Origin of the sequence: Pseudomonas syringae pv. tomato str. DC3000 (assembly GCF_000007805.1) — a bacterium.
Taxonomy (GTDB): domain Bacteria; phylum Pseudomonadota; class Gammaproteobacteria; order Pseudomonadales; family Pseudomonadaceae; genus Aquipseudomonas; species Aquipseudomonas avellanae.
On sequence record NC_004578.1, the window covers coordinates 2,765,852 to 2,779,710 of the forward strand.

Consider the following 13,859-nt stretch of genomic DNA (forward strand, 5'->3'; position numbering starts at 1 on the left):
CGGCGATCTGAATAGATTTCTTTAATGCCTGAGTTAAATAAATTTTTCAGGCGCCGCGCTAATCCTCATCCTGCTCGTCGTGCTCTGAGTAGGAGTCCAGCAGTTCAGCCAACGCCAGCGTACGGTCCAGCCCGCTGCGGCTGGCCATGATATCGGCGACTGCCTGCGTGGCGGCAACTCTTGCGGCTTCGCGTTCGGCATCGGTGTTATTGGGCGTGGCGGCCTGCGCAGCCTCAATAATCGATTGCTCAAAGGTATTCATGGTGCTCGCTCTTCGGGTTCAGGTAGCTGTGATACCGAGAATGACGAATTGTTTCAAGCACGATCAATCACCTTCGTAGGGGAATTGTTCAAGGGTCTGCATCAGCGCGACACCTTGCGGCCCTTGCAGGTTGTCCAGCACCCAGCAACTGCTGGCATTTTTAGCCAGCAGCAGGCGTGTCGTCTGGCTGGTCACCGGCTGTTGCGGGGCGTCTTTGTAACCCAGGTTGTAGGTCATTTCGACCACCGCCTGTTTATCGGAGTTGGACACCAGCTTCCAGTCGATCGGCTTCTGCACGTCGCCATCCTGCGCGTCGGTCCACGGGTTGGCGCTGACCGCACACTGATCACCGTTCTGGCACGCCCAGTCCTTCTTGAGCAGGCTCAACAGAGGTTTGGACAGGTAGTCGGCCGCACCTTTGCCATTGAGGTAGAAATCCTGATGCTTTTCATAGATCCAGCGCGCGGTGTCGACCGGGGTCGCAGCAGGGCAGGCAGCCTGGGCCGTGGAGGAAAGCAGGCAAGCGAAGGCAATGGCAACGGTTCTGGACATGGAGCGGGCTCGCAGAGAAGGTGGCAGTGAGGTTACAGGCTGACGACACTGCATTTGTAAGCCAAGCGGACAAAAAAGCAATGGTTTTAGGCGGTATGCCGAGCGCGGCGGATGACTGAAACCGGATTAAGGGTAATTTCCTTCAATACGCCGCGAGTCGCCGTCACTACCTTGATTCGATCATTTCTGATTGTATTCGAGGGGTTTTCCATGAGTCTGCTGATTTCCATGGCAGCGTTTGCGCTGGCGTCGTCCATCACGCCGGGGCCGGTCAATATCGTGGCGTTGAGTGCCGGTGCACGCTACGGGTTCTGGCCCGGCATGCGCCATGTGCTGGGTGCAACGCTGGGTTTTACCCTGCTGTTGCTGCTTATCGGCTTCGGCCTGCACGAAACCTTGCAGCAATGGCCCTTTCTGACCCGAATCATTCAATGGGCGGGTGTGGCGTTCCTGTTGTACATGGCGTTCCGGCTGGCGACCGATAGCGGGCGATTGAGTGTGGGCGAGCAGGGCAGCGGTCCGTCGATGCTGCAGGGTGCGATCATGCAGTGGCTCAACCCCAAAGCCTGGCTGGCGTCGATCGCAGGCATGGGCGTTTTTGTCGCCAATGGCGAGGCTTTGTTGATCTGGCAGTTTGCAGCCATCTATTGCGTGGTGTGCTACCTGTCACTGGGCTGCTGGGCCTTTGCCGGGAGTTTCCTGAGCCACTACTTGCGCAGCGCGGCACGCGTGCGCGTGTTCAACCGGATCATGGCGTTGCTGCTGGTCGGTTGCGCGCTGTATCTGGTGATCTGACGCGGGTCATCACAACCGATACTGTCCTGGCGTTGCAGCCAGGTGCTTTTTGAACTCGCGTTGAAGATGTGCCTGATCGGCAAAGCCTGTTTCCTGTGCAACGTCGGCAATCATCTTGCCGCTTTTCAACTGGGTTTGTGCGTGCTGGATGCGGCGATTGAGCAGGTAGGCGTGGGGCGTCAGGTGGTAGTGCTGCTCGAACGAGCGAATCAGATACGACGCCGAGAGGTTGGCTGCTGAACAGATATCGGCGAGCTTGATAGGCTGGGTGAAGTTGTCGTTGATGTAGTCGGCGGCGCGGGTGACTCGCGGGGAAGGTCGGCGGGCAAGTGCTGGTGCATCGCCCAGTGTTTCCAGCATCAGCGTGAAGAACGATACGGCGGCGCAGTGTTTTTGCAGGGTGTCGGCCTTGGCATCGATCAGCGTCTGGTACAGCGCTGTCACTGCGCCGAACAGCACCGGGTTATTGCTGCGGGTGTGCGACAGGGGCTGAAATCCGTATTTAGCATCCAGCCCGGCGTCGTGCTGAATATCGCTCAGCCAGTGGCTGTCCACATAAAGCATCAGGTACGACCACGGCTGGTCGTTGATCGGGTTGCAGGCGTGCACATCGCCGGGGTTCATCAGCACCACAGTGCCCGCCGCGACGCGCTGTGCAGTCTTTTCGTGCAGATAAGTGCTTTGCCCGGCGGTAATTGCACCGATGGAAAAGATCTCGTGTGAATGCGGTGCATAACAGACCCGCCGGCCGTCTTCTACCGAGCGCGCCTCAATGAACGGCAACTGCTCGTCGCGCCAGAATAAAGGTGTCGCGGTCGAGTTTTCGGGGTGGATGCTGTTCATGCGGGTCTCCCGTCTGCGCAGTGACGAGGGTAGCTTAACGGATGAGTCAGGGCGACGCAGGTGTGATGCTTTGCGTCACCCAGGCAGGCTCATGCAGGGCGTATCCGAGCCTTATTTTTTCACCGGCACGATATCCATTATCTGGCCATTGACCTTCTGGAATCGCACATATTTGTCATTGATCTTCACCCACTCGCTTTCCTTGGCGGGCGCTTCCAGGCCCTTGCTTTTCCAGTCCTTGACCTCAAGATCGCTTCGGCGGTACTTCTCCGGCACGCGGGAGCCCACTTCCAGTTCGTGAACGTTGTCCTTGGACTCGGTCACTTTCGGTTCTGGCGCCTCTGCCGCGTGAACCGGCAGGGTGACGGCGCAGAAGCAGCCGAGCAAGGTCATGCAGGCGATCAATGATTTGCTGTTCATGTGAAGACTCCCAGTCTTTGGTTCAGGCTTGATGCCTTTGGTCATAACTGGGACCTTCACCGTTTGAAATCATTCGATCAGGTTTACATCGCTCAGCCCCGCACTGCCTCGGCGATGGTTGCTGACAGCGGTGTGGCAGGGCGGCCGATCAGTTTGCTCAACTGACGGCTGTCATCGAACAGCGCGCCCTTGGCGGCTGCCGCATCGGAATCGGCCAGCAAGCGGGCGACAAAATCGGGCAGACCTGCCTGAATCAATGCCGCTTCAAACTCGGCTTGCGTCAGGTTGACGTAGGGCAGGGTCTTGCCGGCCTGCTTTGAAAGCTCAGCCGCAAATTCTGCGAGGGTGTAGGACTCGTCACCTGCCAGTTCGTACACGCGACCGCTTTGATCCTCTCCGGAGGTCAGCAGCACCGCCGCAGCTTCAGCGTAATCAAGGCGCGAAGCCGAGCTGATACGGCCCTCATCGGCGCAGCCCATCACGGCGCCATGTGCCAGCGCCCCAGGCACCCCGGCGGTGTAGTTCTCGGTGTACCAGCCATTGCGCAACAGGGCGAACGGCAGGCCGCTGGCGCGCAGGTAAGCTTCGGTTTCGACATGCTCTTTGGCCAGGCCCAGCGTCGAGGCCTCGGCATGCAGAACGCTGGTGTAGGCGAGCAGTTTGACCCCGGAGCGCTTGGCCGCATCAATGACCGCTTTATGCTGAGAAAAGCGCTGGCCTATTTCGCTGGATGAAATCAGCAGCACCTTGTCGGCACCGGCAAACGCGCTGTCCAGCGTTGCAGGCTGCGAATAGTCGGCGTGACGAACCTGAACGCCTTTTGCCGAAAGGTCAGTGGCCTTTTCCGGGCTGCGGACTGCGGCAACGATCTGCTCGGCAGGGACACGCGCCAGCAGTTGTTCAATGACGAGACGGCCAAGCTGGCCAGTGGCACCGGTGACAACGATCATGGAATGACTCCTGAATCAGGTTGAAAGGAAGCGTCAGCATAGTCATGATGCTTACCTTTCGTAAGTACGTACAAAAAGGTAAGTGTCATGAGTGAGTCTGCCTCGCATCCACAGTCTGAAACGGTCGAGTCCATGCTGGCGTTCGTTCGTCAGGGGCAAGTGCTGGCCAACGATTGCCCTTCAAGGATTGTGCTCAACCACGTTTGCAGCCGTTGGGGCGTGCTAGTGCTGGTGGTTTTGCGCGGTGGCATGCATCGCTTCAGCGAGGTACGGCGCAAGATCGGCGGGGTCAGCGAGAAAATGCTCGCGCAAACCCTGCAACACCTGGAACAGGACGGTTTCGTCAGTCGCAAGTCGCTGCCCGTGGTGCCGCCGCACGTGCAGTACCGGCTCACGCCGATGGGCGAAGAAGTCGCCTTGCAGGTCGAAACCCTGGCGACCTGGATCGAGACCAATCTGCCACGCATCATGCAGGCCCGCGAAGCCTCCAACACTGCACAGACCACGCCTGCGTGAGCCGTTTCTGACAGATTTTTCATCCGGCGATTGTCGGCTCAATCGCCTGCAATCAGCCGCTTCTTGCTATGGTGCGCGCCGAAATATTCATTTACACGTTCGTTTGTGCTGTTTGCCCTTCACCGAGAAGCTGTAGAAATGCCCAATCCAATCCCCCTGAAAGACCACGAAAAAGAGACGCGGCTGGTCAACCAGCGTCTGATCGCCTGTGCGGTACTGGTCGCTGTGCTGGCTGCCTGCCTGATCGCACGCATGTACTTTCTGCAAGTCACCGAGTTTGACTACCACTCGACCATCTCTGAAAACAACCGGGTGCACGTGCTGCCGATCCCGCCCGAGCGCGGTTTGATCTTCGACCGTAACGGCGAGGTACTGGCCGACAACCGCCCCAGTTTCAACCTGACCCTGACCCGCGAGCGCGCCGGGGACTGGCACAAGGTGATTGATGAGCTGATGACCCTGCTGGAACTGCCCGACGAGGACCGGATTCTGTTCGACAAGGAACTCAAGCAAGTTCGCCACCCGTTCGAGCCCGCGACCCTGCTGTATGAACTGACCGAACAGCAGATCGCCATATTGGCGGTCAATCAATACCTGCTGCCGGGCGTAGACGTGGCGGCGCAGTTCGTTCGGCACTATCCGCTGGGCGATCATTTTGCCCATTCGATTGGCTATGTCGGGCGCATCAACGAAAAAGAGGCGTCGCACCTCGACAACGAATACCGCGGCACGCAATCCATCGGCAAGACCGGCATCGAACGCTTCTACGAGTCCGAACTGCATGGCCATGTAGGCTACGAAGAAGTTGAAACCAACGCGCAAGGCCGTGTGTTGCGGGTGCTGAAACACACTGATCCGATACCGGGCAAGAACATCACGCTGAGCCTGGATGCGCACTTGCAGGCTGCGGCGGAAAACGCGCTGGGTGACCGGCGCGGTTCGGTGGTTGCACTGGACCCGGAAACCGGCGAAGTGCTGGCGATGGTCAGCAAACCGAGCTTCGACCCCAACCTGTTCGTCACCGGTATCAGCTTCAAGCAGTACGCCGCGCTGCGCGATTCCATCGACCGGCCGCTGTTCAACCGGGTGCTGCGCGGCCTTTATGCACCGGGCTCGACAGTCAAGCCTGAAGTCGCGATTGCCGGCCTGGACAGCGGCGTGGTCAATGCATCGACCAAGGTTTTCGATCCGGGCTATTTCCAGCTGCCGGACTTCGATCACAAGTACCGCAACTGGAACCACAGTGGTGATGGCTGGGTGGACATGGACACCGCGATCATGCGCTCCAACGACACCTACTTCTACACCGTGGCGCATAAGCTGGGCATTGATCGCCTGCATGACTACATGACCATGTTCGGCATCGGCCAGAAGGTTTCGCTGGACATGTTCGAGGAGTCCGCCGGGCTGATGCCGTCCCGCGAGTGGAAGCGCGCGACGCGGCGCCAGGCGTGGTTCCCCGGCGAAACCGTGATCCTCGGTATCGGCCAGGGCTACATGCAGGTCACGCCGTTGCAACTGGCGCAGGCCACCTCATTGATCGCCAGTAAAGGTGTCTGGCACCGTCCGCACCTGGCAATGGAAGTGGGCCACGAGGTGCCTGTCGATGAGCACCCGATGCCAAACATCGTGCTGCGCGACCCCAACGAATGGAATCAGGTCAATACCGGCATGCAGATGGTCATGCACGACCCGCGCGGCATCGCCCGTGACGCCGCAAAGGGCGCGCAATACCGCATCGCCGGCAAGAGCGGTACGGCGCAGGTGGTCGCGATCAAGCAGGGCGAGCGTTACAACCGTCTGAAGACGCTGGAGCGTAACCGCGACAACGCCTTGTTCGTCGGTTTTGCCCCGGCTGATCATCCGAAAATCGTGGTGTCGGTGACCATCGAGAACGGCGAGGCGGGTGGTCGTGTCGCAGGGCCAGTGGTTCGGGAAATTCTCGACGCCTGGCTGCTCGACAGCGAGGGCAAGCTCAAGCCGCAATATGCAGTCCCCGCCAAGGCAACGGGCAACCCGCACGCCTGAGCCGTCTGCCAACCGTAGTCTGCGGCGCAGGCTGCCTGACCGAGCCCTGAACAGGGCTCAGGTTTTCTGAACTGTCGAGAAATCATCGGGTCGACCACAACAGGCGTGGCAGAGCGCTGCGCGTGTATATCTGAACCTTTTATTGCCTCGACAAGGAACCCCAAATGTCCAAGACCATCGCCGACCATCTTGCGCAAACCCTCGCAGCGGCAGGTGTTTCCCACATCTGGGGGGTGTCTGGTGACAGCCTCAACGGTTTGACCGACAGCCTGGAGCGCATCGACTCGATCAACTGGATGCACACCCGCCACGAAGAAGTTGCAGCCTTCGCTGCCGGTGCCCAAGCGGCGTCCAGTGGCAAGCTGGCGGTCTGCGCAGGCAGCTGCGGGCCGGGCAATCTGCACCTGATCAACGGCCTGTACGATTGCCATCGCAATCGCGTGCCGGTGCTGGCGATTGCAGCGCATATTCCGTCTTCGGAAATCGGCCTCGATTACTTTCAGGAAACCCACCCGCAGGAGCTTTTCAAGGAATGCAGCCACTTTGTTGAACTGGTCAGCAACCCCGAACAGTTCCCTCGGGTGCTGGAGCGTGCCATGCGTGCGGCGATCAGCCAGAAGGGCGTTGCCGTGATCGTGCTACCCGGTGATGTAGCGCTCAGCGAATCACCTGATGTACCCGCGAAATGGGTCGAGGCCACGCCGCCTGTTGTCGTCCCGGCGGACACCGACTTGCAGTCGATGGCCAACATGCTCAATGACTCAAAGGCCGTAACCTTGCTGTGCGGCGCAGGCTGCGCGGGCGCTCACGAGCAGATCCTCGCGCTGGCTGACACGCTGGGCGCACCCATTGTTCATGCCTTGCGCGGCAAGCAGCACGTCGAATACGACAACCCGTTCGATGTCGGCATGACCGGCCTGATCGGTTTCAGCTCCGGTTACCACGCCATGCTGTCCTGCGACACGCTGGTGATCCTCGGCAGCAGCTTTCCGTACCGCAATTTCTACCCCGAAAAAGCCAACATCATCCAGATCGACCTCGACCCCACGCAGTTGGGCCGGCGCACGCCTGTGGCGCTCGGTCTGGTCGGTGGCGTGCGGGAAACCCTCGACGCTCTCCAACCAAAACTCAAGCCGCACACCGACCGCCGTTTCCTCGACAAAGCCCTCAAGCATTACGCCAAGGCCCGTGAAGACCTCGACGAACTGGCTACGCCGACCCCCAACGGCACGCCGATTCACCCGCAATACCTCACGCGCTTGGTCGATGAACAGGCCGACGCCGACGCAATCTTCACCGTCGATGTCGGCACGCCAACCCTATGGGCCGCGCGCTACCTGCACATGAACGGCAAGCGCAGCCTGCTGGGCTCGTTCAACCACGGCTCGATGGCCAACGCCTTGCCTCAGGCGCTAGGCGCCAAGGCCGAGCACCCGGACCGCCAAGTGGTCGCGTTGTGCGGCGATGGCGGCCTGTCGATGCTGCTGGGCGACCTGCTGAGCATTCGCCAGTTGAATCTGCCGATCAAAATGGTGGTGTTCAACAACAGCTCGCTGGGCTTCGTCGACATGGAAATGAAAGCCAGCGGCTACGTGCCCCACGGCACCGACCTGCATGAAACCAACTTTGCCGGCATCGCCTTGGGCGCAGGCATTCTCGGCCTACGCGTGGAGAACGCCGAAGAGTTGCCTGCTGCCTTGCGCAAGGCGTTCGATCATCCCGGCCCGGTGCTGATCGATGTTGTTACCGCCAAGCAAGAGCTGGGCATCCCGCCGAAAATCAAACTGGCTCAAGCCAAAGGCTTCAGCTTGTACATGATGCGCGCGATCATGAGCGGGCGCGGCAGTGAAGTGCTGGAGTTGGCGAAGACAAACTTGCGTTAATGGACCACAAATGATGAGGGGCCGGGCTCAGGTATCGGTCCCTCATCAAACGCATTCATACCGTCCTGCTGAGTAATAGTCATCCAGATAAATAACGGGTAAAGCTTGGCACATCGCAGCCGACACAGTTGGACGGAAGCAATACAGGCTACGGCAGGCTAATTACTGAATCATCTCTGGCTATAAAAAACGTCGATTGATATAGAACGTTAAGTCACAGATCGTTTTTATAGAAAGTCTGCGAGTCCTGAGGTCTGTAATGCTTAGAAATGCTCCTTTGAGTATTAAATTACTGCTGATTTTAATGTTTCCCCTGTTGGGCTTTCTGGCCTTTGCAGGTATCTTCGTGGCCGACAAAAGCGAGACGTTCGGCGAGAACAGTCTCGCCGTCACCGCCACCAACGCAGCACAGAAATTGAGTGATGTCGTCACCACCCTGCAGCGCGAGCGCGGGGCCAGTGGCGTGTTTCTGGGCAGCGGCGGCAAGTCCATGCAAGACAAGCTGAAAACCTTTCGCCAAGAAACAGACAAGGCGATGGGCGAGATGCGGGCGCAATCGACCCAGGATATTCCAGGCACGGCCAACGTGCTGCGTGCACTGGATGACGTGATCGCGCTGCGCCTCAAGGTGGATGGGCTGGCGATCAACAATACCGAGTCCGGCACCCGTTTCACCGATATCATCAAAACGCTTATCGGCTATAACTATTCGCTGGAAGCCAGTATTGAAGACCCGCAAATACTGCGTGCCTTGAGTTCTCTCAACCAGTTTGTCGACATGAAAGAGCGCGCCGGGCGCGAGCGTGTATTGCTCGGCCTGGCATTCAACCAGAATCGATTCGACGCCGCGCTGTTGTCGCGCTTCAGCCGTAACCTGGGGGAGTTCTCAGGTTACTACGAAGCCTTTCAACGCTGGTCACCGGAAGCTTTCAAGACCAGGTTGAACGATGTTCTGCAACAGCCGGGATCACTTGAAGTGGCGCGCCTGCAACGCCTGGGTTTTGATACGCCGCTGGGCGATCCGCTCAATATCAAACCTGAAGACTGGTTCAACCTGTCCACCAGCCGCATAGACCTGATGGCCAAGGTTGAAGCCGAACTGGGTCAGACCGTTGTGGGCCTGGCCAGTGACGCACGCAGCACGGCGGAAAGCAGCCTTTACGTAGCGATCGCCACGGTTATCGCGATGCTGATCGCAGTGCTTTGGCTGGCCTCGGTGATCATCCGCAACATCAAGATCGCCGTTGTCGATGTCAACCGTACGTTGATTGCGCTATCCACCCGTGACCTCACCGCCAGAACCTGTTACACCGGCAAGGACGAGTTCGGCGAGATCTCGCGCAACCTGGACAACATGGCGCAACAGATCAGCGAAGTCATCGGCGAAATCGGCAGCGCCACCGCACAGGTCGCCACCGCCGCCGAGCAGTCTTCATCGGTCGCTTTGCAGACCAGCCAGAACGTGGCGCAACAACGCCAGGGCACTGATCAGGTCGCCACTGCAATCAGCGAGATGAGCGCTACCGTCAAAGACGTTGCACGCAGCACCACCGACGCTGCCGCGATGTCGCAGCGGGTCAACACCAGCACGGTGCAGGGCAAGGCCGAGATCGAAAACACCATCAGCCTGATTCAAGGGCTGTCGCTTCAGGCAGAGCAGACCTCGCAGATCATTGGCGAGCTCAAGGGCGAGAGCAACGCCATCTCCTCGGTGCTCGATGTGATTCGTGGTGTCGCCGACCAGACCAACCTGCTGGCACTCAACGCAGCCATCGAAGCCGCGCGCGCAGGCGAGCAGGGGCGTGGGTTCGCTGTGGTTGCCGACGAAGTGCGCAACCTTGCGAAAAAAACGCAGGAGTCTACGGTCAGCATTCAGAACATGATCGCCAACCTGCAGTCCGGCTCCGAACGCGCCGCTACGTCCATGCAGGAAACCCTGGGTAAAGCGCAGGCGGGTGCCAGTAGCGTAGTGCGCGCCGGCGAACTGCTGGAAGAAATCGCCGAAGGCATCGCCAGCATCAGCGACCGCAACATCCAGGTTGCTTCGGCCGCCGAAGAACAAAGCCTGGTGGCCGAAGAAATCCACCGCAACGTCGACGACATCAACTCGCTGGTCATTCAAGTGAGTGCGGGTGCCGAGCAGACCGCCGTGACCAGTCGCGAACTGGCTCGATTGGCGGAGCAGCAGCAGGGGTTGGTGGGACGGTTCAGGGTGAGCTGACGATAGGGTTTTGCTTGATGTTCAAAGGCCTGGGAGCGTGAGCTTTCAGGCTTTTTTGTGTGTTCACTAAATAATGATCATGGTGGGAGTGAGCTTGCTCGCGAAAGCCACATTTCAGCCGAATGATCTTGACGTTCCATCAGGCTTTTCGTGAGCAGATCCACTGCCAAAGTCTCGAAATGTCGTCCTGTGATCGTGACCCTCCAGTCACCTTTTCACCTAACCCCCAGCCCCGCATACGATTATGTAGTGACTAAAAATAATCACTACATAATCGTTGACGCGCTGCATTTGCCCTTGCATTATGCAGCTGTCTCCCTGATCGGGAGCGCTGCAAAGAGGTACTGAACAGGCTCGGCAAGCCGTCGAGATGTTCCCGGATGTAGGCTGCCCACAAGGCAGATTGATGGAGCTGAACTGGCATTTGTCGTCGATAGGGGCGAGAAGCTGGCGAAATGTCCTCATGATGCTTGTAATGGATCGATTGATGATCCTGGGCCAGGTCTTTGGGTTTCGTGATGTCTTCTCGCTGTTTCTCTCTACACTGATGCCGTTGTGTAGCGGCTTTTCATCAAGGCTACCTGCATGTCCTTGAGGGCTGGAACTGTCTTCGAAGAACACTCAATCGTGTTGTGTGGATAAGCGTCTGGCATGTGAACTTGATGTATCAATTATTGAACAGCCTACGAGCGAAGGAGCATCAACATGAATATCAACAAACAACCGACTATTGCTGAACTGGCTCGTCTGTTTGCCGCGCGCAAGGATACGCTGGACAACCACATTGTATGGATTGCCGATTCGGGTGAAGTTCATGTCGACGCCATGTCGCCATTCACTCAGGAAAGTGAATTCCGTGACGCTCACCCGCAGATGCGCACTGCGTTGAAGATGTTCCGTCGCGGTCAGGGTTATGTTGGCAAGAAAGCCGCCGCTGATCGCACGTTCATGGAAAACACGCTGCAGGCGCTGCAAGGCGAATGGCAGAAGACCCGGCGTCATGCGCCGTCCCATCAGGTCGCTTGAGCCATTTGGGTTTAAATCGAACTGAGTTTGAATCTTCAGGCCCGTTCCCGACTCTGATCGGGAACGGGTTTTTTCGTTTTTCAGCGTCGAGAAGGGCCGCCGCCATGCCGGTTGCACAAAGTGATTTTGCTGGTATAGATTCAGGCCATGAGTCAGCGCGTCTGGCTTCCCGTTCCCTGCCTGCCATTGATGTCATGGCAGCGCCTGTATAGAGGTTGCCGATGCGTGCGCCACGATGGTTATGGTTGGTGATACTGCTCAGCGGCAGCGCTGCGGCGGACTGGCGTGAGGTGTTGCCCAATGCCCAGGTTGTCGGTGGCGGCGAGCTGACCCTGTTCGGCTTTCGTGTGTACACCGCCAGGCTGCTCAGCCCGGCCAAACCTTTCGTGGCAGATGCCCCGATGGCGCTTGAACTGACCTACCATCGCAACATCGACCGGGAAGATCTGGTCGATGCCAGTATCGATGAAATCAAGCGCATCTCCGGGGCACGCGTGACTACCGAGCAACTGGCGGCATGGCGTGAGCAAATGAATCAGTCATTTGTCGACGTTCAGCCGGGCATGAAGATTACCGGTGTTTATCTGCCGGGCCGCGAAGCGCGGTTCTATGTCGGCGACAAACTCCAGCATGTGGTGCCCGACAGCCAGTTCGCCAAGGCGTTCTTTTCTATCTGGCTTGACCCCAAAACCCGTAACCCCGAACTGCGCGAGCAGTTGCTCGGCAGTACCGGCTCATGACCCATCGAGGAGGGCGCATGCTTAAAAAGTGGATGTTGATGCTGTGTGTGGGCCTTGTGCTGAGCGGCTGTGGTGGTGTGCCGGTGAGTCATTACAGCCAGGAAACGCCGAAGCTGGACCTGCGCAAATACTTTACCGGGCGCGTCGAGGCCTGGGGGATGTTCCAGAAGCGTTCCGGCGAAGTGACCAAGCGCTTCACCGTGGTGATCGACGGGCACAGTGAAGGCGAAGTGCTGGTCATGCACGAGGCGTTCAGCTACAGCGATGGCACTAAACAGGTTCGCGAATGGCGCTTGCGACCTGACGGTCCGGGACGCTGGAAGGGTACGGCGGGCGATGTTGTCGGTGAGGCGTATGGCGAGGTGGCGGGCAACAGCTTCCACTGGAATTATGTGCTCAGGTTGCCGGTGGACGGCACCGTGTACGACGTCAGCCTGGACGACTGGATGTACATGATCGACGAGCAGACGCTGGCCAATCGTTCATCGATGACCAAGCTGGGCGTTGAAGTCGGGCAGATCACGCTGTTCTTTCGCAAGACCGGCAAATAACCGGACGCACAGGCAGGGCGCGCTGATCAGCCGCCCGTCATGTTCATGAAACGCACCACCTGTACGCCGTCGTCATGGGTGAAGTTGTGGCTCCAGGGCTTCAACTGCATGGCGTCGATGATGGCTTTTTCGAGTTTCTCCGGCTGGCCGGGGGTGGCGCGCAGTACCGCTTTCAAGTCCACCGAATGTTCGTTGCCCAGGCACAGCAGCAGCCGACCTTCGACGGTCAGTCGCACGCGGTTGCAGGTGCCGCAGAAGTTGTGGCTGTGCGGCGAGATAAACCCGATGCGTATGCCCGGCGCTTGCGCCAGACGCCAGTAGCGCGATGGCCCCTGAGTCGAGTCGGTGGACGGGATAAGCGTGTAGCGCTCGGCGATGCGCTCGCGAACCTGATCGCTTGAATAGAAAGACTCGGCACGGCTGTGCTCGCTGATGATGCCCAGCGGCATTTCTTCGATGAACGAGACATCCAGATTGCGATCGATGGCAAAGGCCAGCAAGTCGTTGATCTCGTGGTCATTGCGCCCGTGCATGACCACGCAGTTGAGCTTGGTGTGCACGAAGCCCGCTGCGTTGGCGGCATCGATCCCGGCAATGACCTTGTGCAGATCACCCGTGCGGGTCAGCTCACGAAAGCGCTGCGGGTCCAGGCTGTCCAGGCTGATGTTCAGTCGGGTGACGCCGGCCTTGAACAGGGGGGCGGCCAGCTTGTCCAGTTGCGAACCGTTGGTAGTCATGCACAGTTCGCGCAGGCCAGGCAGGGCGGCGATTTTCTCGCAAAGCCCGACCACGCCGGCACGCACCAGCGGTTCCCCGCCGGTGAGGCGAATCTTGCGCGTGCCCAGCGCCACGAAACGCTCGGCCACCTGGTGGATTTCTTCCAGTGAAAGGATCTGTTGCCGAGGCAGAAACGTCATCTCTTCGGCCATGCAGTACACGCAGCGAAAATCGCACCGGTCGGTCACCGACATGCGCAGATAATCGACCTTGCGTGCAAAGCGGTCCATCAGGACGGGTTCTGACATTTCACCTTCTAATCGTTGGAGAGCTGCGTTCGGGGTTTGGAGGCCAG

14 protein-coding genes are annotated in these 13,859 nt (G+C 58.7%); 8 read left to right on the top strand and 6 right to left on the bottom strand.

All coding sequences use genetic code 11. The features are described 5' to 3' along the window. Positions 1–58: 58 nt before the first annotated feature. Both PSPTO_RS12975 and PSPTO_RS12980 read right to left on the bottom strand, forming a co-directional pair. On the bottom strand, positions 59–262 hold the full coding sequence (locus tag PSPTO_RS12975) for a hypothetical protein (protein WP_005617589.1): 204 nt from the start codon (positions 260–262) through the stop codon (positions 59–61). 63 nt (positions 263–325) lie between these two features. Next, positions 326–814: a DUF3828 domain-containing protein gene (locus tag PSPTO_RS12980; RefSeq protein ID WP_010205558.1), complete on the bottom strand. Its 489-nt coding sequence runs from the start codon at positions 812–814 to the stop codon at positions 326–328. 210 nt (positions 815–1,024) lie between these two features. Between PSPTO_RS12980 and PSPTO_RS12985 the strand changes: the two genes are divergently transcribed. After that, entirely contained in the window at positions 1,025–1,609 is a 585-nt protein-coding gene (locus tag PSPTO_RS12985; RefSeq protein ID WP_010205556.1) for a LysE family translocator, read from the top strand. 9 nt (positions 1,610–1,618) lie between these two features. Here the strand turns inward: PSPTO_RS12985 and PSPTO_RS12990 are convergent, their stop codons facing one another. From PSPTO_RS12990 to PSPTO_RS13000, 3 genes are all read right to left on the bottom strand, one after another. Continuing rightward, positions 1,619–2,452: an AraC family transcriptional regulator gene (locus tag PSPTO_RS12990; protein WP_011104043.1), complete on the bottom strand. Its 834-nt coding sequence runs from the start codon at positions 2,450–2,452 to the stop codon at positions 1,619–1,621. A 111-nt stretch (positions 2,453–2,563) separates the two neighbouring features. Next, the gene (locus tag PSPTO_RS12995; RefSeq protein ID WP_011104044.1) at positions 2,564–2,872 is read right to left on the bottom strand and encodes an RcnB family protein; all 309 of its coding nucleotides are present in this window, start codon (positions 2,870–2,872) and stop codon (positions 2,564–2,566) included. Positions 2,873–2,964: 92 nt separating this feature from the next. Beyond that, positions 2,965–3,822 carry an SDR family oxidoreductase gene (locus tag PSPTO_RS13000; protein WP_011104045.1) on the bottom strand — a complete coding sequence of 286 codons (858 nt, stop codon included), beginning with the start codon at positions 3,820–3,822 and terminating at the stop codon, positions 2,965–2,967. Between the two features lie 87 nt (positions 3,823–3,909). Between PSPTO_RS13000 and PSPTO_RS13005 the strand changes: the two genes are divergently transcribed. The 7 genes from PSPTO_RS13005 to PSPTO_RS13035 all read left to right on the top strand — a co-directional run bounded on the left by PSPTO_RS13005 (position 3,910) and on the right by PSPTO_RS13035 (position 12,787). Further along, the gene (locus PSPTO_RS13005) at positions 3,910–4,338 is read left to right on the top strand and encodes a winged helix-turn-helix transcriptional regulator (RefSeq protein WP_011104046.1); all 429 of its coding nucleotides are present in this window, start codon (positions 3,910–3,912) and stop codon (positions 4,336–4,338) included. A gap of 138 nt (positions 4,339–4,476) precedes the next feature. Beyond that, positions 4,477–6,366, top strand: coding sequence for a penicillin-binding protein 2 (gene mrdA / locus PSPTO_RS13010; protein ID WP_007246667.1), 1,890 nt, complete (start codon positions 4,477–4,479; stop codon positions 6,364–6,366). A gap of 164 nt (positions 6,367–6,530) precedes the next feature. Then, positions 6,531–8,249 carry a ubiquinone-dependent pyruvate dehydrogenase gene (poxB, locus tag PSPTO_RS13015; RefSeq protein ID WP_011104047.1) on the top strand — a complete coding sequence of 573 codons (1,719 nt, stop codon included), beginning with the start codon at positions 6,531–6,533 and terminating at the stop codon, positions 8,247–8,249. A gap of 304 nt (positions 8,250–8,553) precedes the next feature. Then, a complete protein-coding gene (locus PSPTO_RS13020; RefSeq protein WP_046463596.1) occupies positions 8,554–10,470 on the top strand; it encodes a methyl-accepting chemotaxis protein in 1,917 nt (638 codons plus the stop codon). Positions 10,471–11,175: 705 nt separating this feature from the next. After that, on the top strand, positions 11,176–11,496 hold the full coding sequence (locus PSPTO_RS13025) for a hypothetical protein (RefSeq protein WP_005617613.1): 321 nt from the start codon (positions 11,176–11,178) through the stop codon (positions 11,494–11,496). A gap of 221 nt (positions 11,497–11,717) precedes the next feature. Next, entirely contained in the window at positions 11,718–12,236 is a 519-nt protein-coding gene (locus PSPTO_RS13030) for a chalcone isomerase family protein (RefSeq protein ID WP_011104050.1), read from the top strand. A 17-nt stretch (positions 12,237–12,253) separates the two neighbouring features. Continuing rightward, a complete protein-coding gene (locus PSPTO_RS13035) occupies positions 12,254–12,787 on the top strand; it encodes a DUF3833 domain-containing protein (RefSeq protein ID WP_011104051.1) in 534 nt (177 codons plus the stop codon). Positions 12,788–12,813: 26 nt separating this feature from the next. Here PSPTO_RS13035 and moaA read toward each other — a convergent pair whose 3' ends face one another. After that, a complete protein-coding gene (gene moaA, locus PSPTO_RS13040; protein WP_011104052.1) occupies positions 12,814–13,812 on the bottom strand; it encodes a GTP 3',8-cyclase MoaA in 999 nt (332 codons plus the stop codon). Positions 13,813–13,859: the final 47 nt, after the last annotated feature.